Raw genomic sequence first — 24,975 nt, 5'->3', positions numbered from 1 at the left:
CCTTCCTGCGCGCCGCGCGCGGAGGACTATGCGTTTCATGCATACAGGGGATTACGGCCGTCTATTGGACAGGTTTGACGTCCGGACCTATCTTTCGTCTCCAAGAGGCGGCTGACGTCGCCCACCAAGCCTCATAAAAAGGGGGCAGGAGACAACATGAATAAAGACAATAAGCCTATCCGTAGCGGCATGGGCCGCAGCACGCCGGACCGCATCTTCGTGCAGGGCCGGGACTTGGTGAAGGATGTCATCGGCACGCTCAACCTGGGCGATATGGCCTACCTGGAGATGACGGGGCGCCTGCCGGACGCGCATCAATCGCGGGTCTTCAACGCCATCCTGGTGACGCTGGTGGAGCATGGCATGACGCCCATGGCCATCGCCACGCGACTGGTTTACCTGGGCGCGCCGGAATCCCTGCAGGCCGCGGTCGCCGCTGGCCTTTGCGGTATGGGGTCCACCTTCGCCGGCACCGCCGAGGGCGCGGCGCGCATGCTGCATGAGGCCTGGGAACAGCATGGCGACGAGGACGCCGACGCATTGGGGCGCAGGATCGTCGCCGATTTCCGCGCGAAGGGGCGCGCCATTCCCGGCATCGGGCACAACCTGCACAAGCCACGGGACCCCCGCACGGCACGGCTGTTCGAAGTGGCCGCGCAGGAGGGCCATGCGGGGCGCTACGTCGAACTGATGCAGGCCATCGGACGCCACGCGCAGGCCGCCTACGACAAGCCCTTGCCGGTGAATGCCACGGGCGCCATCGGCGCCCTGTGCTGCGAGCTGGGCATTTCGTGGAAAGCGGCACGCGGCATCGCCGTGATCGGGCGGGCGGTAGGGCTGGTGGGACACCTGGTCGAAGAGCAGGGCAATCCCATCGCGCGCGAGATCTGGCTGCGCACCGAGGAAGAAGCCAGCCGGCTGGACGAGACGCCGGCCGGCGCCGGCGCTTAGGAGACGCCATGTCCATCGCAAGAAAATGGGCCCGCGCCGCGGTGGCCCTGGGACTGCTGCTGGGCGCGCAGGCCATGCAACCGGCGCACGCCGCGTGGCCGGACAAGCCCATCCGCTTCATCGTGCCCTATCCCGCCGGCGGCGGTACGGACATCGTCGCGCGCGCCGTCGGCAAGCGGATGTCCGACAGCCTGGGACAGCCGATCATCATCGACAACCGGCCCGGCGCCAGCACCATCATCGGCACCGAGGCCGTGGCCCGCGCCCCCGGCGACGGCTACACGATAGGGCTGGTCACCGACTCGCACGTGCTCAATCCCTACTTCTTCGGACAGAAGCTGTCCTACGACTGGCGCAAGGACTTCGCGCCGGTGGCGCAGCTGGTTTCCGTGCCCTTCATCCTGGTGGCCAATCCCAGGACCGGTCCATCCACGGTGAAGGGACTCATCGAGGCCGCGCGCGCGCGGCCCGGCAAGATCACCTACGCGTCGATCGGCAACGGCACGCCGCACTACCTCGCCATGGAGTGGTTGCGCGCGCAGGCGAACATCGACCTGGTACACGTGCCCTACAAGGGCGTGGCGCCGGCGCTCGCCGACGTGATGGGCGGACAGGTCGACGTGATGTTCACCGGCATGTCGACCGGATTGCCGCAGGTGCGCAGCGGCCGCTTGAACGGCCTGGCGGTGTCGGGGGCGAAGCGCTCGCCCATCGCCCCGGATATCCCGACCGTGGCGGAGGCCGGCCTGCCCGATTTCGCATTCATGACCTGGTACGGCGTGGTCGCGCCTGCGTCGACGCCGCCCGAACTGGTGGCGCGGCTGAGCGAGGAGATACGGCGGGCACTGCAAAGCCCGGACCTGCAAAAGCAACTGGCCGAGCTGGGTGTCGAGGCGGCGCCGTCCAGTCCCGAGGCGTTCGCGCGCTTCATGGAAGAAGAATCGGTGAAGTACGGCCGCATCATCAAACTGACGGGCGCAAAGGGCGAATAGTGGAATTGACTGAAGAACAGCGGCTCATCCGCGACACGGTGCGCGCGTTGGCGCAGGACCGGTTCGCGCCGGCGGCGGCCGGGGCCGACAAGGAATACCGGCCGCCGGCCGAGAACCTGAAAGTGCTGGCCGGGCACGGCTATACGGGCATCTTCCTGCCCGAGACGTATGGCGGCGCGGGGCTTGGGCTGCTGGAGACGGTGCTGGTGGTGGAGCAGCTGGCGCGTTCATGCGCCAACACCGCGATGCTGTTCTCCTGCACCGACGGCGCCACGCCGCGCGCCATCCTGCACATCGGATCGGAAGACATCAAGCAGCGCTACCTGCCCGCGTTCGCCAAGGCGGAGCGGTACGCGGCCTGGAGCATGTCCGAGGCCAATGCGGGTTCGGACGTGGGCAACGTGCAGGCCAGGGCCGTCAGGCAGGGCGACCACTACGTGATCAACGGCAGCAAGCTGTGGTGCAGCGGCGCGCAGATCGCCGACGTGTTCCTGGTGCTGGTCCGTCTGACCGATGAGCCGGGGATGAAGGGCGTGGGGGCCGTGCTGGTCGAGCGCGCCACGCCGGGGTTCTCGGTGGGCCGCCACCTGGACCTGCTGGGCCTGCGCGGCACGGGCATGGCGGAGCTGGTATTCCAGGACTGCCGGGTACCGGCGGAGAACCTGCTGCTGCCCGCGGGCCGTATGCGCGATCTGTTGCAGGTGCTCGATGCCGACCGCATCATCGGCAATCCGCCCATCTGCCTGGGACTGGCGCAGGCTGCTTTGGCCCAGGCGGTGCAGCACTTGAAGGACCGCGTGCAATTCGGCCGACCGCTGGCCGATAACCAGGGCCTGCAGTGGAAGCTGGCCGACATGGCCATCGACATCGAGGCCGCGCGCGCGCTGGTGTACGAGGCCGCCGCAAGCCTGGACCGCGGCCGGCATTCCGTGGCACAGGTGTCCATCGCCAAAACCTACGCCAACGAAATGGCGGTGCGGGTCACGAACCAGGCCATGCAGCTGGCCGGCGCCTACGGCCTGTCCGAAGAGTATCCGTTCGAGCGTTATTTCCGCGATGCGCGCGGCATGTCGATCGGCTACGGGACCACCGAGATCCATCGCAACTCCATCGCGCGCGAGATTCTGAAAGGCAACTACCTGGCCTGACGCCACCGAGGATTCCATGCATTCTCCTATCGAACCGATCCGGGCGGCGGATGGCCGCGCCTTCCAGGCCTACAAGAGCGTGCCGGCCGTTCCCAATGGCCATGCGGTGATCGTCTTGCAGGAAATCTTCGGCGTGACCGATACGATCCGTGCGGTGGCGGACCGCTACGCGGCGGAGGGCTATCTGGCCTTGGCGCCGGACCTGTTCTGGCGCCTGGAGCCCGGCGTCGAGCTGGCCCACGACAAGCCCGGCGTGGCGCGGGCGTTCGAGTATCTGGAACGTTTCGACGAGGCGGCCGGCATCGAGGACATCGGGCAAACGGTGGCGCATGTGCGCGCCATGCCCGGCTTCTCGGGCCGCGTGGCGGTGCTGGGGCTGTGCCTGGGCGGCATGCTGGCGTACAGGGCGGCCGCCAGGCTGGATGTCGATGCCGCGGTGGCCTTCTACGGCGTGGGCATCGAAAAGCATCTGGACGAGGCCGCCGCCCTGCGCTGCCCGCTGATGCTGCACTACGGCGGCCGCGACCGCTACGCGCCACCCGAGGTCGTCGACCGGATCGAGGCGGCTCTGGCCTCCTCCGGGACCGCCGTGCTGTACCGCTATCCCCAGGCCGACCACGGCTTCTACACGCGCGGCGCGGCGGAGGATGCCGACGCGGCGCACGCGCGCACGCGGCGCTTCCTGCAGGCCGAACTGGGAGCGGCGCGATGAGGGTGCTGGACGGCATGCGGATCCTCGACCTGGGCAACTTCATCACCGCGCCGCTGGCCGGCATGCTGTTGGGCGAGCTGGGCGCCGACGTGATCAAGATCGAGCGGCCGGGCGCCGGCGATCCGTTCCGGTCGTTCAAGGGCGGCCTGTACAGTCCGCAATTCCAGGCGCACAACCGCAACAAGCGCAGTCTGACGCTGGACTATGCGCGGCCGGAAGGCCTGGCTGTGCTGGACCGGCTCGTCGGCGGGGCCGACGCCCTTATCCTCAACATGCGACCTGGCGTGGAAGAGAAGCTGGGCGTGGGCGCGCGGCGGCTGCGGGCGCTCAATCCGCGCCTGGTGTATTGCGCGATCACCGGCTTCGGGTCGAGCGGACCGTATGCGTCCCGCCCGGCCTACGACAACGTGGGCCAGGCGGCCTCCGGCTGGCTGTCGATGTTCCATGCCGGCGCGGATCCCAAGGTGGCCGGGCCGGCGGTGGCCGACGCGGTCGCGGGCCTGTACGCCGCGCTCGGCATCCTGGGCGCGCTGGTCGAGCGCGCGCGTACCGGAGAGGGGCGCGTGGTCGAGGTCAGCATGCTGGAGGCCATGATCGCGCTGGCATGCGAGCCGCTGGGCGCGATGCTGGCGACCGGACAGGCGCCCACGCTGTACGGGCGGGCGGCGATGTCGCAGTCGTACATCCTGACCTGCCGCGACCAGCGCCGCATCGGCCTGCACCTGTCGTCGCTGGAGAAGTTCTGGCGCGGGCTGGCGGCTGCCATCGATCGGCCGGACCTGATCACCGAGTATCCGTCGCGCCTGGACCGCGTCGAACGTTATCCCGAGTTGGCGCGGACGCTGGCCGAGGTTTTCGCGCGGCAGGACCGCGACTATTGGACGCCGCGCCTGGAGCAGCACGACGTGCCGTTCACGCCGGAGCGCCGCCTGGACGAGCTGCGGGACGACCCGCAGGTGCGCCACCAGGGCGTGTTCTATGAACAGGTTCATCCAAGCCACGGCGTCCTGCACGCCGCGCACAGGCCCATCCGCTACGACGGCGACAACCGCAGCGATTTCCTGCCTCCGCCCGACCTGGGCGAACACAGCGATCAGGTCCTGCTCGAGGCCGGACTGTCGGAACAAGAGCTGCACACGCTGCATCAGGCCGGTGTGATCTGAGACGTGTATCGAGGAGTCCACATGAAAGCCGACATGAAAGCCGACACAAAAGCCCAGACGAACATACGGATGCGAATCGCGCGGCTCGTGGCCGCGCTTGCAGTGAGCCTGGCCGGTCCGACGGCACATGCCGCCTGGCCGGAAAAGCCGGTGCGGCTGGTGGTGTCGTCCGGGGCCGGCGGAACCGCCGACATCCTCGCCCGCTCGCTGGCGGAGAAGCTGGGCGCCGCGCTGGGCCAGCCGTTCATCGTGGAAAACAAGCCCGGCGCGGGCGGCCATCTGGGCGCTTCGCAAGTGGCCCGTGCGAAGCCCGACGGCTATGTGTTCCTGGTCAGCGGCAGCCCCACGCATTCGGTCGGGCCGCACCTGTACAAGAATCTTACCTACGAGCCCATGCGCGACGTGCCGCCGGTGGCCATGGTCGCGGTGGCGCCGAATATGCTGGTGGTGAACCCCGACCTGCCCGTCAAGTCCGTAGCCGAGCTGGTGGCCCTGGCCAGGCAGCGGCCCGGTGAACTGACGTACTCGTCCGCGGGTCGGGGCACCTCGGGCCATCTGGCGGGCGCCATGCTGCAAAACATGGCGCACATCCGGATCAAGCATGTGCCCTACAACACCGGGCCCGAGGCGGTCGCGGCGGTGATGGCGGGCAATGTGTCGATGACTTTTTTCACGCTGCCGGGGGTGCTGCCACAGGTACAGGCCGGCAAGCTGCGCGCGCTGGCGGTGACCTCGCGCGAACGCACCTCGCTGGCGCCCTCGGTGCCCGCGGTGGCCGAGGAAGGCTATCCCGGATTCGAAGCGCTGGCCTGGTATGGGGTGTTCGCGCCCAAGGGGACGCCTCCGGAAGTCGTGGCGCGGCTTGGCGCCGAGCTCGCGCGCATCGTGCGGGAGCCCGACATGCAGGCCAGGCTCACCCAGCTGGGCACGGAGCCGCATTACCTGGACACGGCCCAGCTGGAGGCCTTCGTGGCGGTGGAATCGCCCAAGTGGAAGGCCCTGATCGACAGCTTCGCGGAGACGGAGTGATGGATGCTTCGATTCCCGACGCTGAACCGATCACCGGCTGGACCTTGTATGCGCGGCAGCTGGCGTATGCCCGCGCGGTGCAATGGAGCGACATGACGGAAACCGGCGCCAGCTTCGTGGTGCTGCGTATCGAGACCGAATCCGGTTGCGCGGGCGCCGCCGAAGTGGCCGTCAAGCCGACCTGGGTCGGCGCCACGGCGGCCAGCCTGTGCAGCGTGCTGGCCGAGATCTTCGAGCCGCTGGTGCGCGGGCAGGGGCTGGCCGATCCGCGCCGGACGCGCGCGGCGCTCGATGCCATTCCGGGCAACGCACCGGCCAAGGCGCTGATCGACAACGCATGCTGGGACTGGCTTGCCGCGCGCTCGGGCGTATCGCTATGGCGGCAGTGGAACGGGCAGCCGGAGGTGCCCGTCTCGTGGGCCGTGACGCGCCAGGCGCCCGACGCCATGGCGCGCGAGGCGGGCGACATGGTGGCGCGCCATGGATTCCGCACGCTCAAGATCAAGGGCGGGCAGGGCCTCGACGTGGACCTGGCGTGCATGGCCGCGGTGCGGCACGCCGTGGGCGATGGCGTCGCGCTGTATGTGGACGCCAACGGCGCCTACCCGATGGAACAGGCCGGCAACTATGCGCGCGCCATGATCGAGGCCGGCGCGGTGGCGGTCGAAGATCCCTGCGCCTTCGCGCCGGATCGCGCGTTCTCGCTGCTGCAGCAGGCCCTGGATACGCCGTTGCTGGTCGATTTCGGCATGACGGACCTGCGTGATGCACGCCTGTTCCTGGAGCGCGGGGCGCGGGCCTTGAGTATCAAGCCGGGCCGCTTCGGACTGACCCAGGCGTGGCGGATGCGGCATCTTGCCCAGGCGGCGGGCGCCGCCGCGGTGGCCGGCCTGATGGGCGAGAGCGCGCTCGGCAGCTGGGCCGGGCTGCAGTTCGCCGCGGCCATGCCGCGGCCGTTGCTGCCAGCCGAACTGACCTGGTTCCTGGCGATGCGCGAGCAGTTCGTCGCGGACACGCCGCGCGTCGTGGACGGCGCGGTCGCCATGCCGGAGTGGGCTTCCGTGTGCGAATGCGTCGACTGGGCGGCGATGGCCGGTTTCGAGGTGGCCGCATGAACCCGGTTTCGTATCACGACCTGGTCGTCGGCGCGAGCTATCGCAGCACGGCGCGGACGTTGACGCAGACCGATCTGTCTTTGTCATGCATGCTCAGCGGAGACTGGCATCCCATCCACGCGGACGACTCCTATTGCCGCGAACACGGCGTGCCGGGACCGATGTTCCATGGCCCCTACGGGATCCTGCTCGCGATGGGCATGTCGACCCGGCTGCCCGAGTTCGCCGAGCCCGTGATCGGTGCGCTGGGCCTGAAGGAATGGCAGTACCGGCGTCCCCTGGTCCCGGGCGACACCGTGCATGTGCGCACGTCGATCAATGCGAAGCGGATCGCCTCGGGCGGCAGGCGCGCCATCGTCGAACGGCATTTCGCGCTGGTGGACATCCAATCGCGCATCGTCCAGGAAGGATATGCCAGCACCCTGCTGCTGCTTGATCCGGAGGAACACACAGCATGATTCTCGGCGACGTCATCGACCGCAACGCGCGCTGCTACCGCGACCACCCCGCCTTTGTTTTCGAAGGGCGCAGCATCAGCCACGGTGAATTCGCCGTGCGGGTCCGGCGGCTGTGCAATGCCCTGATCGGCATGGGGCTGCGGCGCGGCAGCCGGATCGCCATCCTGGCCCAGAACTGTCCGGAGTATCTGGAGGTGTATGCCGCGGCGGGCACTTGCGGCTTCATTGCCGTGGGCGTGAACTACCGGCTGGCGCAGGCCGACCAGGCCGCCATATTGCGCGATTGCGAACCCAGCCTGCTGGTCTACGAGCCCGGGTATGCCGAACGGGTGGCGTCATTGCGCGGGGACCTGCCGGCGTATGCGCGGGTGCTGCGCCTGGGGACCGATGCGGGCGCCGATGGGTATGAGCAGGCGCTGGCGCGCGCCGGTACCGAGGTTCCCGGCCTGCGTGCCCGTGACGAGGACACGCTGTTTCTTATTTACACCAGCGGCACCACGGGCGTGCCCAAGGGCGTCATGCTGGGCAACGCCGCGCAGGTTGAACAGGCACGCATGCTCGCGCTTACCCATTCGGCCGGGCAGGACGACCGCATGCTGGTCGTGATGCCGATGTATCACATCGGCGGCACTACCGAACTCCTGAGCTATCTGATCTGCGGCGCGACCATCGTGCTGCACGCCAGGTTCGATCCTGGCGAGATCCTGGCCAGCATCGAGGCCCAGCGCGTCACCGCGGCGCACTTCGCACCCATCATGATCCAGGCCATGGTCGACGTACAAGCTGCCACGCCGTACGACGTATCCAGCCTGAAGATGGTGTGCTATGCGTCGGCCCCCATGTCGGTGGCCCTGTCGCGGCGGGCACGCGCGACCTTCGGGCCGATCTTCATGCAGGCGTATGGCATGACCGAGCACGGGCCGGGAACAGTGCTGCTCAAGCATCAACACCTGCCGGACGGCACGCCGCAGCAGGCGGCGCGGATGGCCTCGGCCGGCCAGCCCATTCTGGGCGTGGACATCCGCATCGTCGGCGAAGACGGCGCCGTGCTGCCGGACGGCCGGGTGGGCGAGATCCAGATGCGTTCCGCCGCCCTCATGCAGGGATATTGGCGCAAGCCGCTGGAGACCGCCGCGGCGCTGGCGGACGGCTGGATGAGGACCGGCGACCTGGGCCATTTCGATGCGGACGGCTATCTGTTCATCGTGGACCGCAAGAAGGACATGATCATCTCCGGCGGCGAGAACATCTATTCCCGCGAGGTCGAGGAGGCCCTGCTGCTGCATCCGGCGGTCAGGGAGGCCGCGGTGATCGGCGTGCCCGACGAGAAATGGGGCGAGTCGGTCAAAGCCTTCGTGGCGCTCCAGCCCGGCGCGCGGACGGACGAAGCGGCGCTGGTCGAACACTGCCGCGGCCTCATCGCCAGCTACAAGAAGCCGCGCAGCATCGAGTTCATGGAGGCGCTGCCGCGCCTGCCCAGCACCAACAAGATCGACAAGAAGGCGTTGCGGGCACCGTACTGGCAGGGCGGCCGCCAGGTTGCCTGACGCATCCATAACGCGAAGAGGAGATACGCATGAAAATGTTCAGGATGCTGGCGGCAGGCGCGGCCGCGCTGTCGCTGGGCGCGGCGCAGGCGGCGCCGGACGAAACGTTTCCCGCGAAGATGGTGCGCATCGTGGTGCCGTTCACGGCGGGCGGGCTGGCCGACGTGCTGGCCCGCGGGCTGGCGCAGGAATTGGGCGCGCGCTGGTCGCAGCCCGTCGTGGTGGAGAACCGCCCGGGGGCGAATACCATCATCGCCGCCGAGTACGTGGCGCGTTCGCAGCCGGACGGCTACACGTTGCTGATGGCCAACGATCCCACCGTATCGGCCAACCAGTACTTGTACCGCAAGCTGTCCTATGACCCGGTCAAGGATTTCACGCCGGTGGCCAGCGTGGCGCAGACACGTGAAGTTCTGTTGGTCAGCAAGGACTTTCCCGCGCGCACCTTGCAGGACCTGGTCGCGCAGGCCAAGGCACGGCCGGGCCACGTCACCTACGGATCGTACGGGCAGGGCAGCAAGGCGCATCTGGATGCGGCGGCGCTTTCCGAGCAGGCCGGCATCGAACTGACGCACGTGCCTTACAAGGGCGTGGCCGACGTCATGACGGCCCTGGTGAGCGGACAGATCAACATGGCGATGGTAGGCGTGCCGCCGTCGATTCCCATGGTGCGCGCGGACAAGGTGCGTCTGCTGGCGGTGGCCGCGCCGACGCGCATTGCGGCATTTCCGGACACGCCCACATTCGCCGAGCTGGGTTTTCCCGCGATGGTGGCGCAGTCGTGGTTCGGCCTGATCGCGCCGGCGGGCACGCCGCCCGCCGTGGTCCGCAAGATCGCCGAGGACGTGCGGAATGTGGTGGCGCAGCCCGCGTTCCAGGAGAAGTTCATCACTAGCGTGGGCCTGGAGCCGCTGGGTCAGGGGCCGGAAGCCTTCGGGCGCTTCCTGGAAAAGGACCGGCAGGACTACGAACACATTATCCGCGGCCTGAAGGTCACGCTGGACTGAGCGACGGAGCCGCCCATGGACTTCGAATTGTCCCCCGAGCTGCGCCTGTTGCGCGATTCCGCCCGCCGCTTCGTGGCCGAGGAACTGCTGCCGCTGGAAGCCCGCTACGCGGACGAGCCGGACATCCCGGACGACGTCAGGGCAAGGCTGCAGGACAAGGCCAGGCAGCTCGGCTTCTGGGGCTTCGACCTGCCGGAAGCGGTGGGCGGCGGCGGTGTCGGCGTGGTCGGCATGTGTGTCGTCTTCGAGGAATTGGCGCGTTGCAACGTGCCGTCGTTCCGCGCCCCGACGGTGTTCACGCCCTACCTGGGTCCGGTGCTGTTTCATGGCGACGAGCGGCAGAAGGAGCGGTACCTGATGCCGGTGGTGCAGGGGACCAAGCGCACCTGCTTCGCGCTGACGGAGGCCGGGGCGGGGTCGGACCCGGCCGGCATGAAGACCACGGCGGTGGCCGATGACGGCGACTTTGTCATCAACGGCGCCAAAATCTTCATCACGGGCGCGGACAAGGCCGACTTCGTGCAGCTGTTCGCCCGGACGGTGGTCCAGGGCAAGGACGCAGGCGTGTCGTGCTTCCTTGTCGACCGCGGCACGCCCGGCCTGCGGCTGGGCCAGAGTTTCGAGTTGATGTCGCCGGATCGGCCGTGGGAGCTGCTGTTCGACGACGTCCGGGTGCCGGCGATGCAGATCGTCGGCGGTATCGGCAAGGGTTGGGCGCTGGCGCGGGAGTTCCTCGACATGGGCCGTCTGATCCACGGCCCCAAGGCAATCGGCCGGGCGCAGCGGGCGCTGGACCTCGCCATCGCGTACGCCAACACGCGCCAGACCTTCGGCCAGCCGCTCGCCCAGCGCCAGGCGATCCAATGGATGATCGCGGATTCCACGGTCGAACTGCATGCGGCGCGCGCCATGGTCTACCATGCGGCCTGGAAAGCCGAGCAGGGACTGAACTATCATCTGGAAGCTTCCGCGGTGAAGCTCTACGCGGACGAGATGCTGGTCAGGATCGTCGACCGGGCGATCCAGATACATGGTGGCATTGGGTTGTCGCGCGAACTGCCGTTGGAACTGATGTTCCGCGATGCACGCAGCCGGACCATCACCGAGGGGTCGTCCGAGATGCAGCGGATGATCATATCCACGGGCGTGCTGTCCGGTCGGCAGGGGGTGAACCGCTTCGATACCTGACGCGTCGCGCCGCCACCGCGAATGGGATCGCGCTACGGACACAACGATGAATATCGAGAACATCGATCTGAATCTGCTGGTGGCATTCGACGCAATGATGCAGGAGCGCAACGTGACGCGGGCGGGCGTGCGGGTGGGACTATCGCAGCCTTCGATGAGCCATGCCCTGGTGCGGCTCAGGCAGCTCTGCGGCGACCCGCTTTTCGTCAGGATCAAGACGGGCATGGAGCCCACGCCCTTCGCGCTGCGCATCGCGCCCAGCGTGCGCGCCGGCCTGTCGGTGCTGCAGGCGGGGCTGCAGAACGCCGTGCCCTTCGACCCCGCGCAATCAGGCCGTACCTTCGAGGTATTGCTGAGCGACCTTGGCGAGGTGGTCTTCCTGCCGCGCTTGATGAAGCGTCTGACCGAGGTGGCGCCGGGTATCAGCCTGCGCGTGCTGCAACGGCCGCGCGAAGGGTATCGCGACGCGCTGGAGGCCGAGGAGGCCGACCTGGCCATCGGTTTCCTGCCGGCGCTGTCCGCGGGCTTCTATCAACAGCGCCTGTTCGGCGATCACTATGTCTGCCTGTTGCGGGCCGGCCATCCGCGCATCGGCCAGCGGCTGGACATCCAGCAATTCGCGGCGGAATCGCATGTGATGATAGAGCCGGCGGGGTCGCGGTACAGCCGCGTCTCGCCGCAATCTTCCACCACCACCCTGATCGAGCAATACCTGGAAAAGCAGGGGCTGCGGCGCCACATCGCCTTGCGTGTGCCGCACTTCACGGTGGTGCCCGAGATCATCGAAACCAGCGATCTGCTGGCCGTTATTCCCAGCACGGTGGCGCGCATCATGGCCCCGCAGCGTCGCATCAAGATCCTGCCCCTGCCGCTGGAGACGCCGCCGAGTTTCGAGGTCAAGCAGTTCTGGCATGAGCGCAGCCACCAGGACGAAGGCACGCGTTGGCTGCGCGGCCTCATCGCCGAGCTGTTCATGGAGCAGCGCTCGCCGGTGCCCGCCACGCCCGATTACGATGCTGGACGGCCACTCAGTGGAGCGGCTTGATATTCCGCATCCGCAGCACACTGTTCCAGCGTTCGGTTTCTTCGGCGATGAACGCCTTGAACGATGCGGGTGTGTTGGGTTGCATCGGTGCGGCGAAGCCTTGTCGCGCGAATGCTTCATGCAGCGCGGGGTCCGCCAGCACGGCATTGATGGATTGGTTCAGCTTCGCGACCACATGGGATGGGGTACCGGAGGGAGCGACCAGGCCGCTCCAGTCGCCGAGCTCCAGTCCCGATAGTTGCGGCACGCCGGCTTCAGTCAGGGTCGGCACGCGAGGCAGCGTCGCCAATCGTAGCGGCGACATGACCACGACCGGGCGAAGTCTGTCCGCCTGTATGTGCGGCAGTGCCCCCGCGACAGGCGAGATATACATGTCGATCCGCCCGCCCATCACATCCTTCAGCGCGTGGATGCCGCCGGTGTACGGGACGTGCTGCATGTTCAGGCCTATTTCCTGTTGCAGCAATTCGCATAGCAGGTGCGAGGTGGTCCCCGTTCCCGGAGACGCGCAAGTGAGCGCGCCCGGATACGAGCGGGCCAGGCGCACGACGTCCTGCATGGATGCGATCGGGGCATGCCGGCCGCTGACCATGACGAAGGGTAGCCTTGCGACCAGGCCGACGGGCACGAGATCGCGTGCGAAGTCGTATTTCATGGTGCCGTACATCGTTTTATGGATGGCGTTCGGTCTCCCGCCGAGGAAAAGCGTGTAGCCATCCGGCGCCGCGCGCACCACGTATTCCGCGCCGACATTGCCGCCGGCGCCGGGCTTGTACTGGACGATCACTTTCTGTCCGAGTGCTTCTCCCAAGGGACCCGCGAGCAGACGGGCCAATGCATCGGCACTGCCGCCGGGCGGGAAACCGATCACCAGTGAAACGGGGCGGTCCGGGTATACCGATTCCTGGCTGGAGGCCATCGCCGCCCACGGTATGGCGCTGGCCAGGGCAAAGGCAGCGAGGTCTCGTTTGAAGTGCGGCATGTCGGCTCCGGCAATTTTTACGGGCAACATGCCGGCGGGGCATCGGACGAAGAGCGGTGGCCCGCGTCTGGGCGGTCGGACGGTGCGGTGGGCGGTGCTTCCCCAGCCGCATATGGCGATTTCGATGCCAATGCACGTTGGGCATTGCCGCGTATGGCTTCGGCGTCGGGTCCGCTTTGCTCCTCGGCCAATTCCTGCAGCGCGGACATGCCCCAGCGGGCACCATCGGTCTTCAATGACATGTAGTCGAACTGGTCCGCCGCGACGGCGCCGGCGCGCAGGCGCTGAACCTGGTTGGCGACCATCAGTCGCGCCGGATCGGCGACGGGCGAGAAGATCGCCAGCATCATGGCGATCGCCAGCAAGGTGGCCGCGACGTTGACGACTTCCAGGTGCTTGAGCCATGTCGCGGACCGCAGGACAGCGATGGCATACCCTACCGCGTAGCAGGCCGCGAGCGCGATGGCAGCGGCACCCAGAATGCGATCCACGGTCCATCCATACTGTGTGACGCGCAAGGACAACGCCCAGGCGGCCAGGAAGCACAGCGGAAGCAGCAACAGGGCGCCTATCGTGGCGGCCAGCCGCTTGGCGCGCGATTCACTGTGTTCCGGACTGCCGTCCTGATAACTGCAATTGATCAGGAATACCAGCGCCGCCATGGTCGCGAGCAGCAGGGGCGTAGCGACCCTGGTCTGCCAGAGCGGATCCGGCGAGGTGAATAGCAGGCTGCAAAGAAAGGCGGCCACGATGCCGGTGAGCAGAGGCAGGAGCCAGGAAAACAGGGCAAGGGCGATCGCATGGACGCTCTGGATCAGGCCGGACCGGGTGTCCGTGAGATGCAATGCCGTCGCCAGTGACACGGTGGTGGCGGCGTAGCCAAACCAGACGGTGCCGATAGTCTCGAAGAAGCCGTGCAGTCCCAGCAGCTTGAACAAAGCGGCGCCCAGTATGAGCATCAGCCAGAGCAGGCCGGTGAATGCGATGGCCAGGGCCAGTTGCGTTCCGAGCTTCCAGGCCATGTCGAAATGCCGCTTGTATGGGGCCAAAAGCCGGTGCGCGGCTATTCCGTTGACCACCAGTACCTGCGCGGTGAACAGCATTGCCGCGATGGCCAGGAAAAGCGTGAACCGGGGCCAGGCAATGGCTCCGGCGTCTTCGAGCATCCGGCCCCTGGTGGCCTCGTGATAGCCCAGTCCGGCGATGATCACGGCGCAGGCCAAGGCCCAGATAAAAAGCGCGCGACCGGGCATGTGGCCCAGGCTCACGATGACGATCAGCGGTACGTAGACGGCCATGAGCAGCAATGGTATGAACCATTGCGGGTGGGCGGCTTGCCACGCCCCCTGCGTGGTGGCGCCCAGGCTGAGACCGTAGAGCGCGGCTGCCTGGACCAGCGCGGCGGCCAGCCGGGCCGGAAGAATGGAGCCGCGGTGCGCAGGCCGTGGCGGCGCGGTGAAAGTGGTTTGTTCCTGCATTGGATCTCCTGTTGGCCGCCGGGATGTCCGAAGCCCGGCGGCCGTCCAGCCGCGAAGAGGCGGTCAGGGACCAATGCGTGGTGAATCGCCGCGTGGAGTTTCAATGCGCGCGCCGTGAGGACGGCGCCTTTCAACGGTTGGCGTCCTCAGGCTTCAATGGAGACGATGTCTCCCGCGTGACGGGCGTACTCCAGGGCATACGCCAGTTCGCCGCGCGTCTCGGCATGCAGGAAAAGCCACTCCTGTCCGTGCGCGACCTCGTCGCCCAGCCGCACATGCAGGGACACGCCCGCGGCGGGACGTTCCGGCGCGCCCGCCAGCTTGGCCAGCCGCGATAGCTTGCGGTTGTCGATGTGCGTGACGCGCCCGGCCTGCCGGGTGACCAGGGGCTGTACGTGCGCGGCACGAGGCGGTTCGCGCAACCCGCCCTGGGCAGCGCAAATGCGCTGGAATTTTTCCCAGGCCCGGCCGCTTTCCAGGGTCTGCAGGGCCAGTGCGCCGCCCAGGCCCGGCTGGGCGGCGCCACCCATTTCCAGCACGGCGCCGGCGACCAGCAGTGCGCGCTCACGCAGGTCGCGCGGCTGGTCCGCGTCGTTGCGCAGCACGGCCAGCACGTCGCGGGCTTCCAGCGCCGGACCGATGCCGCGGCCGACGGGTTGGCTGCCGTCGGTGTACAGGCACCGCAGTGTCAGGCCGAAGTGGGAAGCGGTCTGGCCGAGGTGCTCGGCCAGGCGTTCGGCGGCTTCGCGGCTGCGGACCTTGGCCGTGGGTCCGATCGGGATGTCGATGACGACGTGAGTCGAGCCCGCGGCGATTTTCTTGGACAGCACCGAGGCGATAAGCTGCCCCTCGGTATCGATGTCGAGCTCGCGTTCCACGCGCACGAAGATGTCGTCCGCGGGGCTCAGGCGGACGGCGCCGCCCCAGGCGATGCAGCCTCCTTCGCTTTCCACCACGCTTTGCAGCTGTGCGAGGCTCAGCTCGACCGGCGCCAGCGTTTCCATCGTATCGGCCGTGCCGGCGGGCGAAGTGATCGCCCGCGAAGAGGTCTTGGGCATCACCAGTCCATTGGCGGCGGCGATGGCTACCACCAGCGGCGTGGTGCGATTACCCGGAAGTCCGCCCACGCAATGCTTGTCCACGACGATGGGGGCGCGCCAATGCATGCGATCGCCGACGTCGACCATGGCGCCCGTCAGGAAGATGGTTTCATCGATGTCCATGGGCAGCGTGGCCGTCGCCGTCAGAAAGGCCGCCAGCTGCACGTCCGTGTAGCGGCCGTGCGCGACGTCCCGGACGATGGCCGAGAGATCCTGCTCGCTCAAGCGGCGGCCGTGGATGCGTTGACGGACGCCCGCCAGGGATTCGACGACGGGCGCGTGCCTGACCTGCACGACGTCGCCATCGCGTATGCCGAGCGCGTCCCACGCGTCCTCCGACAGCGCGACCTCGTCGGGCGCGAGCAGGTCGCTGTCGATCTGATACAGCATCGCCTGCACCGCGTGGCCGTCCGAGGTGATCAGCACCTGCGAACGGGACGACAGGCCTTCCGCGCGGCAGACGTGGCAGTCGGCGCGCATGACCGCGATGGGCTGATGCTGCGCATGCAGATGCATGCGGGTGGCGCGCAGGGCGGGCGGTTTAAGCGCCGGGATGCTGCTCACAGCGCGTACTCCTGGCCCTGCAGCGGGACCGTGGCGTGCCAGTTGAGCTCACGCTGGATGCGCTCGCGCAGCGCGTCGGAGGCTTCCGGTTCGCCATGGACAATAAATACCCGCCGTGGCGCCTCCTGGAAGCCGCGCAGCCAGCGCATGAGTTCGTCACTGTCGGCATGCGCCGACAACATGGGAAGTTCGGCGACTTCCGCGTTGATCGGCAGCCAATCGCCGTAGATCTTGGTTTCCGTGGCGCCCTCGAGCAGCTTGCGGCCGCGCGTGCCGGCGGCCTGGAAGCCCGAGAACAGCAGCGTATTGCGATGGTCCGTGCCGAAGGCGGCGATGTGATGCAATACGCGCCCGCCGGTGGCCATGCCGCTGGCCGAAATGATCACCTTGGGATAGCGGTTGGCGGATAAGGCCTTGGATTCTTCGACGTCGCGCACGTAGGTCACGGCCGAGCTGGCGGCCTCGTATTCGTGCGGCGACAGCTTGTGTTCGCCGGCGTGGCGGTCCAGCAGCTCGGTGGCGCTGGTGGCCATGGGGCTGTCCAGGTAGATCGGAACGTTGCGTAGCATGCCCGCCTGCCGCAGCTTCCATAGGAGATAAATCAACGTCTGCGCCCGGCCCACCGCGAACGCCGGGATGACGACGGTGCCGCCGCGCCGCACGGTGCGGTCGATGATCGCGCCCAGGGCCGCCTGCGGATCGGCGGTGTCGTGACGCCGGTTGCCGTAGGTGGATTCGATCACGATGTAGTCGGCCCGCGGCACGGGTTCCGGATCATGCATGACGGGGTCGCCGTAGCGGCCCAGGTCGCCCGAGAAGACCAGGCGCATGCCGCCGATATCGATCTGCGCGGTCGACGCGCCCAGTATGTGGCCGGCGCGGCGGAAGGTCAGTTGCGCGCCGCCGGGCAGGGCGAACTCGCGATGCGGCGCCACATTGGAGAAGCGCGTCATGGTGCGTTCCGCGTCGACCGTGCGATAGAGCGGCAGGGCGGGCTGGTGTTTTGAAAATCCCTTGCGGTTGGCGAAGTCCGCGTCCTTTTCCTGCAGGTTGGCGCTGTCCAGCAGGATGAGCTCGGCGACGTCACGGGTCGCCGGGGTGGCATGGATCCTGCCCTTGAAACCGTCGATCAGCAGCCGCGGCAGATAGCCGCAGTGATCAAGATGCGCGTGGGTCAGCACCACTGCGTCGATCCCGGCCGGCGCGATGGGCAGGGACTGCCAGTTGAGTTCGCGCAGGTTCTTCAGTCCCTGGAACAGGCCGCAGTCGATCAGCAGCTGGGTATTGTCGTGGCGTAGCAGGTGCTTGGAACCGGTCACGGTGCCGGCGCCGCCCAGGCAGGTCAATGAGAGCATCGGGGTCCTTTCAGAACATCAAAACTGGGCGGCCGGGCCGCCTGGATCAATCGCGCAGGTCTCGCAATATCGCATCGGCCAGCAAGGGGGTGAGTTCGATGCGGTTGCTGGCATGCGGTACGGTGTCCGTGGATACCACGCGCTCAAAACAGGAGGATACCTGCTCCCACGCGTCCTCGGCGAACACCGCGTGCACGATTACGCATTGCGGCGGCCTCATGCCGGCGAGCTTGGCGCCCGCCGCCACCAGGGTGCGCCCGGACGAAGCGATGTCATCCACCAGGACCGGCGTGCGATCGCGCCAGCGCGCGAGATCGGGCGCTTCGATATCGACCTGGCGGTCGCCGTGGCGGGTCTTGCGCAGCACCACGTGCGGGGCGCCGATGCGGGCGGCGATGGAGCCGGCCCATTGCTCGCTTTCTTCGTCCGGACCGATGATCAGCGGATCCGCCACATTGGCGGCGATCCAGTCGGCCAGGTAAGGCGCCGCATGCAGCGTGGCGGTGGGAATGGCGTAGAGCGCCGCCAGCGCGGGATGGCGGTGCAGGTGGGGATCGACAGTGACCAGGCGATCGAAGGTGGACGATATCACGCGGGCAAAGGACAGCGAGCTGATGCTTTCGCCGGGCTGGAAGCGCTTGTCCTGGCGCATATAGGCAAGATAAGGCGCCACCAGGTTGACTTCGGCGGCGCCGAGGTCGCGCGCGGCGTCGGCCGCGAATACCAGGCTCAGGAAGCCGGGGTCTGGCCGGGCCAGCGTGCAAACGATGTCGACGACCCGGCCGCGCGGATCGCCGTGCAGGCGCACATAGCTTTCGCCGTCGGGGAAACGGCGCGTTTCCACCGCGCCGAGTTCGCCCCCGCACTGGGCGGCCAGTCGCGTCGCGAGCGCCTCATTGCCCGGGAGAGGGAGGATCAGTCTTTGCATGAATGCCGGTTCGCCTGGTTTTTTTGAAGGAAGGCCGCGGAGGCCGTGGGCGTGCCGCCTGGTGCAGCGGGGCGTTCGGATTATCGGCCAAAGGGGCCGCGCCCAGGGAGGCCGCGCACCGGCCAAAGGTTGATATAACGCAAAGGTACTGCGTTTTTACCGCCGGTTGCCGGGATTGGTGTCCGCGCGCCGACGCGGGCGCTTCACATCAATGCTTGCGTCCCGCCGCGGCCAGGACATTGGCGAACACCGTATCGCGCTGCTGCTTCAGGAAAGCGATGAAGGCGCGGCCTACCTTGGATAAAGGCCGGTGGCTGGGATAAAGCAGTCCTACTTTGAATTCCACGGATGGGCGCATGATCCGGGCGGTCACGCCGTCGATGTGGTCCTGGATGCTGAAGGGGTCGGCCAGGCCGACGCCCAGTCCGGCCTGCACCAGCTGGCACACCGCCGCCAGGTAGGAGGTCTCCACCCGCATGATGCGGTTGACCTCATGGACGCTGAAGAATTGGTCCACCAGATGGCGCACGGAGTTGTGGCGCGTCAGCGAGATGAACGGCAGCCCGTCGAAGTCGCGCGGCCCCAGCGCGCCCCGCTCGGCGAGGGGATGGCGCCGGGGCAGCACTGCGTAATAGGGAATATTGCAGAACTCGTCGACGATGATGTCGTCGCGATTGAAGGGCAGCTGGGCCAGGCCGAAGTCGATATGCTGGGCCACGATCCAGTCCTCGATCTTGGGCGAGGTCTGGATGTCCAGCGAAATGCTGACGTCCGGGTGCTTCTGGCAGAAGGCGTGGATGACGCGCGGCAGGAAGCCCAGGCCCAGGGCGGGCATGCAGGCGATGGACAGGCTGCCGACCCGCGAACCGCGGATGTCGTGGGCGTATTCGCGCACCTTGTCCAGGGCGTTGAAGGTGTGCTGCACCTGCTCGTAGATCATCTGCCCTTCGGCGGTCAGCACCAGCCGGCCGTTGGCGCGATCGAACAGCACCAGCTCCAGGGATTTTTCCAGCTGCGAGATGAGCCGGCTGATGGACGGCTGCGATACGCCCAGGAGATTGGCGGCGCCGTTCACGGTGCCGACCAGCACCGTCGCGCGGAACGCCTCCAGCTGCCGGATGTTCATGCCGCGGCCCCGGCGGGCTGGCGCGAGCCCGCCAGCAATGCGCGGGTGTAAGGATGCGACGGCTGGCCGAAGACATGGCCGGTGGGCCCCGTCTCCAGTATCTTGCCGAAATGCATGACGGCGACCTCGCTGCACAGATAGCGCGCCACGTCGAGATCGTGGGTGATCAGCAGCAGGGACATCGATGCTTCGCCGATGACTTCCTTCAAGAGGTTCAACACCTGGGCGCGCACGGACACATCCAGCTTGGACGCCGGTTCGTCGGCGATGATCAGCCGCGGCTCGACGCTGATCGCGCGGGCGATGCTCAGGCGCTGCAACTGGCCGCCGGAGAGCTGGTGCGGATACTTGTCCAGCAGCCCGGCGGCCACGCCCACGCGACGCGCCAGCGACTCCAGGCGTTCACGGCGCGCCTCCGCGTCCAGGCGGCCTTGCAGCCGGAGCGGAATCGCCAGCGAGTCGCGCAGGCGGTATCGCGGATTGAACGAGGACAGGGGGTCCTGCATCACCATCTGGATGCCTGGTTGCCGCCGCGCCCGGGCCGGTCCCGCGCCTGCGTCGCACAGCGCCTGACCGCCGAAGCGGATACGGCCCGAGCTTATCGGCACCAGGCCCAGAATGGCATTGGATAGCGTGGTCTTGCCGCTGCCGGATTCGCCGATCAGGGCCAGGGTGCCGCCCCGCGGCAGCGTCAGGCAGCACTCCTGTACGGCGCTGACCGGCATGCGGCGCCAGCCGCGCCGGATGCGGAATTGCACCGATACGTGTTCGATGTCGAGGCGGGCATCGGGCATGGGCCGGGCTTGCTCCGGAGATGGGCGGGTCGTGGGGATTATGGCATTCATGTCTGTATCTCGGCATCGAGCCGGCCGGCGCGGCGGCGCAGGCGTTCCTTCAGTTCCTCCGGAATCTCGCTCAGGCGCGCATCGCCCCTGGCCAGCGAGCGGGACGACTCCAGCAGCGCCCGCGTGTAGGGATGCCGCGGCTGCGCGAGCACGGCGCGGGTATCGCCGCATTCCGCCAGTTCGCCGTCGTACATGACGGCGATGCGGTCGCAGGCCCGTTCGGCCACCAGCAGATCGTGGGTGATCAGGATGACCGAAGCGCCGACTTGTTCGCGTATCTCCGTCAGCAGATCCAGGATCTGGTTCTCGATGACTTTGTCCAGGTTGGTGGTGGGCTCGTCGGCGATGATGAGCTTGGGCTTGAGCGCGGCGACCAGCGCGATCAGGGCGCGCTGCAGCATGCCGCCCGATAGCTGGTACGGGTAGCTGTGCAGTACGCGTTCCGGGGACTTGATGCCGACGGCCGTCAGCAGGGCGGCCGGGGGCGCGGCCGGGCGCCGCGCCCGCGCCGCGCGTTTCAGGACCTGGTCGAAGTGCCAGCCGATACGCTTGACCGGATTGAAGGCGCCGGTGGGGTCCTGGAATACCATGGCCCAGCCGGTCCCGCGTCCCGCGTCGACGCGGCTGGCGCCGGCATCCCGCATATCCTGGCCGTCGAAGACGAAGCGGCGGCTTTCGCAGCGGGCGTTGAAGGGCAGCAGGTGGGCCAGGGCCAGCGCGGTGACGGATTTCCCCGAGCCGGATTCGCCGATGATGCCCAGCGTTTCGCCCGGCCCGACGTGAAAGCTGATGCCCTTGACGACCAGGGTGTCCGAGAAGGCGACGCGCAGGTCCGCCACGTCCAGAATGGGTTGGGTCATGTGCGTCTAGGCCTTGAGTCGCGGATCGGTCAGGTCGCGCAGTCCGTCGCTGAGCAGGTTCATGCCCAGCAGCGCGAAGGAAATGAACAGGCCGGTCAGCGTCAGGACCCACGGCGCGCGCTGGAAATACTCGCGGCCGTCGGCCATGATGGCGCCCAGCGACGGCGCGGGCGGCTGCACGCCCAGGCCCAGAAAGCTCAGGCCCGCTTCGATCACGATGCCGAACGCAATGCCCAGCGTCAGTTGAACCAGCAGCGGCGGCAGGATGTTGGGCAGGATCTCGCGGAACATGATGGACCGCATGGATTGGCCGTTGACGAGCGCGACGCGCACGTAGTTCTCGTCGCGGACCACGCGCGTCAGATTGCGCGCCAGGCGCACGAAGATGGGCAGGTAGATCAGGGCGATGGCGATCATGGTGTTCATCGCGCCGAAGCCCATGACCACCATCAGGAAGATGGCCAGGACGAAGCTGGGGAAGGAGAACAGGAAATCGGCGATCCGCATGGTGAGCCGGCTGCACACGCCGTCCGAGCGGCCGGCGTAGATCCCCGCGCTGGTACCCGCGATGGCGGCGAAAAGCACGCCCGCGGCGCTGATGGACAGCGATACCCGCGCGCCGTCGAGCACGCGCGCGAGGACGTCGCGCCCCATGGAATCCGTGCCGAAGGGATGCGCCAGGGAAGGCGCCATCATGACGTTGACGAAATCCATGTCGACCGACGAGTACGGAATGCACCAGCGCCCCACGGTAACCCCCAGCAGCGTCAGCAGCACGATGACCGTGCCCACGCAAGCGGCTTTGTGGTGAAACAGATCCGACCACTTCATGATGTTCCATCCCCTTGTGCACGCGGGTCCAGTGCCTGGCACAGCAGGTCGACCACGAAGTTCACCAGCAGTATGCAGACCAGGAAAACCAGGGCGCAGGCCTGCACGACGGGATAGTCGCGCGCGAAGGCGGCATCCACCATCAGGGATCCCAGGCCGGGTATGCCGAAGACGCGTTCGATGACGACGGTGCCGCCGAGCAGATAGCGCGCCTGGATGCCCAGGATGGTGACGAAGGGAACCATCGCGTTGCGCAGCACGTAATGAAGAAACACGAATCGCGGCGGGAAGCCGAAGGAGCGCGCGGCGCGAACATAGTCCTTGTTCTGGTTCTCGATCAGCGCGACACGCAGGATGCGCGTGAATACCGCCGCCAGCGGCGCGCATATGGCGAGCGCGGGCAGGAAGCCGCTATGCAGGGCCTGCAACAGGTTGTCCATGGGCGGCGTGAAGCCATAGGCCGGAAAGACCTGCCACGTCAGCGCGAAGACGAATACCAGCACGTAGGCCAGCCAGAAATCCGGCATAGAGATGCCCAGCACGGCCACCGAGGTGGCCGCCACGTCGATGCTTCGGCCCCGGTAGCGCGCCGCCAGCGGTCCGGCCACGAAGGCGAAGGCCAGCGCCAGCACCATGGCGTAGGCGCCGATGAACAGCGTATTCGGCAGCCGGTCGCGGATCAGCGCCGCGACCGGCTGTCCGCGCGCCACCGACAGCGACGTGCCGAAATCGCCATGCGCCACGCCGGCGATCCAACGCGAAAACTGCCGCGCGACGGGTTCGTCCAGGCCGTTGGCGGCGCGGTAGGCCGCCACCGCCTGCGGGTTGGCCTGCTCGCCCAGCACGATCAAGGCCGGATCGCCGGGCGCGGCGCGCATGGTCAGGAATACTGCCGCCGCGCCCGCCACGCACATCGCGAGCAGCAGCAGCGGCCTGGCCAGGAGACTCCGTAGTGCGGTCATGGCGGATCCTGCATCAAGCCAGTGTCAGGTTCTGGAAGGCATCCCCATAGTTGCCGTAAGGCAGCTGCTCGAACCCCTGCAGGCGCGGCGAGGCCAGATTGTGGATGTTGGAAACGAAGCAGGGCACGGCCGGCATGTCCTCCATGGCCAGGGCTTCGGCACGCTGGTAAATGCGTGCCCGTTCGTCCCTGTCCACCGTGTCGCGACCTTTCTCCAGCAGTTCATCGACGGCCGGATTGCTGTATCCCTGGAAGTTGCGCCATTTGCCGGTGCCCAGCGTTTCGCCCAGGTATTCGTCCGGATCGGTAAGGCCCAGCCATCCCCATACCGCGGCGTCGTAGTCGCCGGCCTTCAGGCGGCTGTAGACCGTATTGGAGTCGTAGACCTCCACGGTGAAGCGCGTGCCGAGCACCTGGTTGACCTGCGCCACCGCGATTTCGGCGAAGCGCTTCCACCACGCCGATCCCCACCCCAGCACCACGCCCGTGGCGCCCGGCTTGTAGCGTGACTTCGCGAACTCGGCGCGTGCGCGTTCGGCGTCGAAGCGGGCCAGTTCGGGCAGACGGTCCTGGCCGGACAGCGAGGGCGGCAGCAGGCTGCCGCTGGCCTTGCCTTCGCCGAACAGCACGGCGTTGACCAGCACGTCGCGGTTGATGGCGAGGGACACGGCGCGGCGCATGTGCGGATCGTCGAAGGGCGCGCGCCGCGTGTTCAGGGTGATGTAGCGGTTGTTCAGTCCGGTCGACCGGAATACGCGGACGTCCTTGCGGCTTTCGAGCGATTTCACGTCGGCGAACGGCGCCGTGCTGGTCAGGTCCAGCTGGCCGCCGAGGACGGCGCGCATCCCGCTGGATTCCTCCGGGATCAAGGGCATGCTGACGCGCGCCAGGCGCGGCTTGCCCGATACGAAATAGGCCTCGTGCGCCTGCAATTCGACGACGCTGTTGGCCTTCCAGTCCATGATGCGGTAGGCGCCCGTGCCGACCGGACGTCGTTCGAATTCGGCCGCGCCCAGGCGCTCGTAGGCGCGGCGGCTGACGATCTGCGAGCCGGTGCGGGTGTTGGTCAGGCTGGACAGCAGGATGGCCCGGGAATGATCCGCCAGGATCTGTAGCCGGTAGTCGTCCAGGACTCGTATCTCGCGAATGCCGCTGAAGCGGCCGCGGTTGGACGATCCGGTGGCGGGATCCGCCAGCCGCTCCAGCGTGAACTTGACGTCGTCCGCCGTCATGTCTGAACCGTCATGGAACTTGACGCCGCGCCGCAGCTTGAATTCGAAGCCGCCGTCGACGGGGGCATAGGATTCCGCCAGGTCCGGCACCAGGCCCATCTGCGCGTCGAATTTGAGCAGGCTGTTGAAGCTGGCCCAGATGACGTAGAACTCGGACAGGAGCGAAGCCTTGGCCGGATCCAGGGTGTTGATCACGTTGAAGCCGGTGATGCCGGCGCGCAGCAGGCCCTGGCTGGCGGCGGACTGGGCCAGGGCCAGGCCGGGCAGCTGCAGCAATGGCGCGGCGGCGGCTGCGCCGGCGCCGCGCAGGAAACTGCGCCGGTGGCGGGAAAAGCGGCGTGGTGCGATGTTCATGGTT

Annotated in this window: 23 protein-coding genes; 12 read left to right on the top strand and 11 right to left on the bottom strand. The window is 67.5% G+C overall.

Annotated elements, in window-relative coordinates; all coding sequences use genetic code 11:
- The first annotated feature begins 156 nt into the window (after positions 1-156).
- Genes ACNA0R_RS14165 through ACNA0R_RS14110 form a run of 12 tightly spaced genes read left to right on the top strand, consistent with a single transcriptional unit; the run spans position 157 to position 12,355 of the window.
- Complete coding sequence (locus ACNA0R_RS14165) at positions 157-951, top strand: citryl-CoA lyase (RefSeq protein ID WP_415826648.1); 795 nt, start codon at positions 157-159, stop codon at positions 949-951.
- Positions 952-959: 8 nt separating this feature from the next.
- Positions 960-1,943 (top strand): Bug family tripartite tricarboxylate transporter substrate binding protein, encoded by a 984-nt coding sequence (locus ACNA0R_RS14160; RefSeq protein WP_415826647.1) that lies wholly within the window; start codon positions 960-962, stop codon positions 1,941-1,943.
- On the top strand, positions 1,943-3,091 hold the full coding sequence (locus ACNA0R_RS14155) for an acyl-CoA dehydrogenase family protein (protein ID WP_415826646.1): 1,149 nt from the start codon (positions 1,943-1,945) through the stop codon (positions 3,089-3,091). The genes ACNA0R_RS14160 and ACNA0R_RS14155 overlap by 1 nt, the downstream gene beginning before the upstream one ends.
- 16 nt (positions 3,092-3,107) lie before the next feature.
- Complete coding sequence (locus ACNA0R_RS14150) at positions 3,108-3,803, top strand: dienelactone hydrolase family protein (protein WP_415826645.1); 696 nt, start codon at positions 3,108-3,110, stop codon at positions 3,801-3,803.
- A complete protein-coding gene (locus ACNA0R_RS14145) occupies positions 3,800-4,966 on the top strand; it encodes a CaiB/BaiF CoA transferase family protein (protein ID WP_415826644.1) in 1,167 nt (388 codons plus the stop codon). Before ACNA0R_RS14150 ends, ACNA0R_RS14145 begins: the two co-directional genes overlap by 4 nt.
- A gap of 33 nt (positions 4,967-4,999) precedes the next feature.
- Complete coding sequence (locus ACNA0R_RS14140) at positions 5,000-5,995, top strand: Bug family tripartite tricarboxylate transporter substrate binding protein (RefSeq protein ID WP_415826643.1); 996 nt, start codon at positions 5,000-5,002, stop codon at positions 5,993-5,995.
- Positions 5,995-7,110, top strand: coding sequence for a mandelate racemase/muconate lactonizing enzyme family protein (locus ACNA0R_RS14135; protein ID WP_415826642.1), 1,116 nt, complete (start codon positions 5,995-5,997; stop codon positions 7,108-7,110). The genes ACNA0R_RS14140 and ACNA0R_RS14135 overlap by 1 nt, the downstream gene beginning before the upstream one ends.
- Positions 7,107-7,568: a MaoC/PaaZ C-terminal domain-containing protein gene (locus ACNA0R_RS14130; RefSeq protein ID WP_415826641.1), complete on the top strand. Its 462-nt coding sequence runs from the start codon at positions 7,107-7,109 to the stop codon at positions 7,566-7,568. Before ACNA0R_RS14135 ends, ACNA0R_RS14130 begins: the two co-directional genes overlap by 4 nt.
- Positions 7,565-9,115 carry a long-chain-fatty-acid--CoA ligase gene (locus ACNA0R_RS14125; RefSeq protein ID WP_415826640.1) on the top strand — a complete coding sequence of 517 codons (1,551 nt, stop codon included), beginning with the start codon at positions 7,565-7,567 and terminating at the stop codon, positions 9,113-9,115. Before ACNA0R_RS14130 ends, ACNA0R_RS14125 begins: the two co-directional genes overlap by 4 nt.
- Before the next feature lie 29 nt (positions 9,116-9,144).
- Positions 9,145-10,122: a Bug family tripartite tricarboxylate transporter substrate binding protein gene (locus tag ACNA0R_RS14120; RefSeq protein ID WP_415826639.1), complete on the top strand. Its 978-nt coding sequence runs from the start codon at positions 9,145-9,147 to the stop codon at positions 10,120-10,122.
- A gap of 15 nt (positions 10,123-10,137) precedes the next feature.
- Positions 10,138-11,310 (top strand): acyl-CoA dehydrogenase family protein, encoded by a 1,173-nt coding sequence (locus ACNA0R_RS14115; protein WP_415826638.1) that lies wholly within the window; start codon positions 10,138-10,140, stop codon positions 11,308-11,310.
- 46 nt (positions 11,311-11,356) lie between these two features.
- A complete protein-coding gene (locus tag ACNA0R_RS14110) occupies positions 11,357-12,355 on the top strand; it encodes a LysR family transcriptional regulator (protein WP_415826637.1) in 999 nt (332 codons plus the stop codon).
- On the opposite strand, the gene ACNA0R_RS14105 is transcribed toward ACNA0R_RS14110, so the two are convergent.
- The 11 genes from ACNA0R_RS14105 to ACNA0R_RS14055 all read right to left on the bottom strand — a co-directional run bounded on the left by ACNA0R_RS14105 (position 12,339) and on the right by ACNA0R_RS14055 (position 24,971).
- A complete protein-coding gene (locus tag ACNA0R_RS14105) occupies positions 12,339-13,337 on the bottom strand; it encodes a Bug family tripartite tricarboxylate transporter substrate binding protein (RefSeq protein WP_415826636.1) in 999 nt (332 codons plus the stop codon). The genes ACNA0R_RS14110 and ACNA0R_RS14105 overlap by 17 nt on opposite strands.
- A gap of 17 nt (positions 13,338-13,354) precedes the next feature.
- Positions 13,355-14,815: a DUF4153 domain-containing protein gene (locus ACNA0R_RS14100; protein WP_415826635.1), complete on the bottom strand. Its 1,461-nt coding sequence runs from the start codon at positions 14,813-14,815 to the stop codon at positions 13,355-13,357.
- Positions 14,816-14,961: 146 nt separating this feature from the next.
- Positions 14,962-16,479 carry a thymidine phosphorylase family protein gene (locus tag ACNA0R_RS14095; protein WP_415826634.1) on the bottom strand — a complete coding sequence of 506 codons (1,518 nt, stop codon included), beginning with the start codon at positions 16,477-16,479 and terminating at the stop codon, positions 14,962-14,964.
- Complete coding sequence (locus ACNA0R_RS14090; RefSeq protein ID WP_415826633.1) at positions 16,476-17,834, bottom strand: MBL fold metallo-hydrolase RNA specificity domain-containing protein; 1,359 nt, start codon at positions 17,832-17,834, stop codon at positions 16,476-16,478. The genes ACNA0R_RS14095 and ACNA0R_RS14090 overlap by 4 nt, the downstream gene beginning before the upstream one ends.
- Positions 17,835-17,880: 46 nt before the next feature.
- A complete protein-coding gene (locus tag ACNA0R_RS14085) occupies positions 17,881-18,762 on the bottom strand; it encodes a ribose-phosphate pyrophosphokinase (protein WP_415826632.1) in 882 nt (293 codons plus the stop codon).
- Positions 18,763-18,970: 208 nt separating this feature from the next.
- On the bottom strand, positions 18,971-19,888 hold the full coding sequence (locus ACNA0R_RS14080) for a LysR substrate-binding domain-containing protein (RefSeq protein WP_415826631.1): 918 nt from the start codon (positions 19,886-19,888) through the stop codon (positions 18,971-18,973).
- A complete protein-coding gene (locus ACNA0R_RS14075) occupies positions 19,885-20,733 on the bottom strand; it encodes an ABC transporter ATP-binding protein (RefSeq protein ID WP_415826630.1) in 849 nt (282 codons plus the stop codon). Before ACNA0R_RS14075 ends, ACNA0R_RS14080 begins: the two co-directional genes overlap by 4 nt.
- Positions 20,730-21,593 (bottom strand): ABC transporter ATP-binding protein, encoded by an 864-nt coding sequence (locus tag ACNA0R_RS14070; protein WP_415826629.1) that lies wholly within the window; start codon positions 21,591-21,593, stop codon positions 20,730-20,732. Before ACNA0R_RS14070 ends, ACNA0R_RS14075 begins: the two co-directional genes overlap by 4 nt.
- A 6-nt stretch (positions 21,594-21,599) precedes the next feature.
- Positions 21,600-22,424, bottom strand: a complete 825-nt coding sequence (locus tag ACNA0R_RS14065; RefSeq protein WP_415826628.1) for an ABC transporter permease — start codon at positions 22,422-22,424, stop codon at positions 21,600-21,602.
- Positions 22,421-23,386 carry an ABC transporter permease gene (locus tag ACNA0R_RS14060; RefSeq protein ID WP_415826627.1) on the bottom strand — a complete coding sequence of 322 codons (966 nt, stop codon included), beginning with the start codon at positions 23,384-23,386 and terminating at the stop codon, positions 22,421-22,423. Before ACNA0R_RS14060 ends, ACNA0R_RS14065 begins: the two co-directional genes overlap by 4 nt.
- A gap of 13 nt (positions 23,387-23,399) precedes the next feature.
- Positions 23,400-24,971 (bottom strand): ABC transporter substrate-binding protein, encoded by a 1,572-nt coding sequence (locus tag ACNA0R_RS14055; RefSeq protein WP_415826626.1) that lies wholly within the window; start codon positions 24,969-24,971, stop codon positions 23,400-23,402.
- Between the last annotated feature and the right edge of the window lie 4 nt (positions 24,972-24,975).

This window comes from Bordetella sputigena (assembly GCF_965137885.1).
GTDB lineage: Bacteria > Pseudomonadota > Gammaproteobacteria > Burkholderiales > Burkholderiaceae_B > Bordetella_C > Bordetella_C sputigena.
The sequence above is the reverse complement of the archived record's forward strand: the minus strand, read 5'-3'. Positions and strand labels throughout refer to the sequence as shown.

Coding starts and splice junctions, on each gene's coding strand:
- ACNA0R_RS14165 (WP_415826648.1), top strand. CDS start 157: ATGAATAAAGACAATAAGCCTATCCGTAGCGGCATGGGCCGCAGCACG.
- ACNA0R_RS14160 (WP_415826647.1), top strand. CDS start 960: ATGTCCATCGCAAGAAAATGGGCCCGCGCCGCGGTGGCCCTGGGACTG.
- ACNA0R_RS14150 (WP_415826645.1), top strand. CDS start 3,108: ATGCATTCTCCTATCGAACCGATCCGGGCGGCGGATGGCCGCGCCTTC.
- ACNA0R_RS14145 (WP_415826644.1), top strand. CDS start 3,800: ATGAGGGTGCTGGACGGCATGCGGATCCTCGACCTGGGCAACTTCATC.
- ACNA0R_RS14140 (WP_415826643.1), top strand. CDS start 5,000: ATGAAAGCCGACACAAAAGCCCAGACGAACATACGGATGCGAATCGCG.
- ACNA0R_RS14135 (WP_415826642.1), top strand. CDS start 5,995: ATGGATGCTTCGATTCCCGACGCTGAACCGATCACCGGCTGGACCTTG.
- ACNA0R_RS14130 (WP_415826641.1), top strand. CDS start 7,107: ATGAACCCGGTTTCGTATCACGACCTGGTCGTCGGCGCGAGCTATCGC.
- ACNA0R_RS14125 (WP_415826640.1), top strand. CDS start 7,565: ATGATTCTCGGCGACGTCATCGACCGCAACGCGCGCTGCTACCGCGAC.
- ACNA0R_RS14120 (WP_415826639.1), top strand. CDS start 9,145: ATGAAAATGTTCAGGATGCTGGCGGCAGGCGCGGCCGCGCTGTCGCTG.
- ACNA0R_RS14115 (WP_415826638.1), top strand. CDS start 10,138: ATGGACTTCGAATTGTCCCCCGAGCTGCGCCTGTTGCGCGATTCCGCC.
- ACNA0R_RS14110 (WP_415826637.1), top strand. CDS start 11,357: ATGAATATCGAGAACATCGATCTGAATCTGCTGGTGGCATTCGACGCA.
- ACNA0R_RS14105 (WP_415826636.1), bottom strand. CDS start 13,337: ATGCCGCACTTCAAACGAGACCTCGCTGCCTTTGCCCTGGCCAGCGCC.
- ACNA0R_RS14100 (WP_415826635.1), bottom strand. CDS start 14,815: ATGCAGGAACAAACCACTTTCACCGCGCCGCCACGGCCTGCGCACCGC.
- ACNA0R_RS14090 (WP_415826633.1), bottom strand. CDS start 17,834: ATGCTCTCATTGACCTGCCTGGGCGGCGCCGGCACCGTGACCGGTTCC.
- ACNA0R_RS14085 (WP_415826632.1), bottom strand. CDS start 18,762: ATGCAAAGACTGATCCTCCCTCTCCCGGGCAATGAGGCGCTCGCGACG.
- ACNA0R_RS14080 (WP_415826631.1), bottom strand. CDS start 19,888: ATGAACATCCGGCAGCTGGAGGCGTTCCGCGCGACGGTGCTGGTCGGC.
- ACNA0R_RS14075 (WP_415826630.1), bottom strand. CDS start 20,733: ATGAATGCCATAATCCCCACGACCCGCCCATCTCCGGAGCAAGCCCGG.
- ACNA0R_RS14070 (WP_415826629.1), bottom strand. CDS start 21,593: ATGACCCAACCCATTCTGGACGTGGCGGACCTGCGCGTCGCCTTCTCG.
- ACNA0R_RS14065 (WP_415826628.1), bottom strand. CDS start 22,424: ATGAAGTGGTCGGATCTGTTTCACCACAAAGCCGCTTGCGTGGGCACG.
- ACNA0R_RS14060 (WP_415826627.1), bottom strand. CDS start 23,386: ATGACCGCACTACGGAGTCTCCTGGCCAGGCCGCTGCTGCTGCTCGCG.
- ACNA0R_RS14055 (WP_415826626.1), bottom strand. CDS start 24,971: ATGAACATCGCACCACGCCGCTTTTCCCGCCACCGGCGCAGTTTCCTG.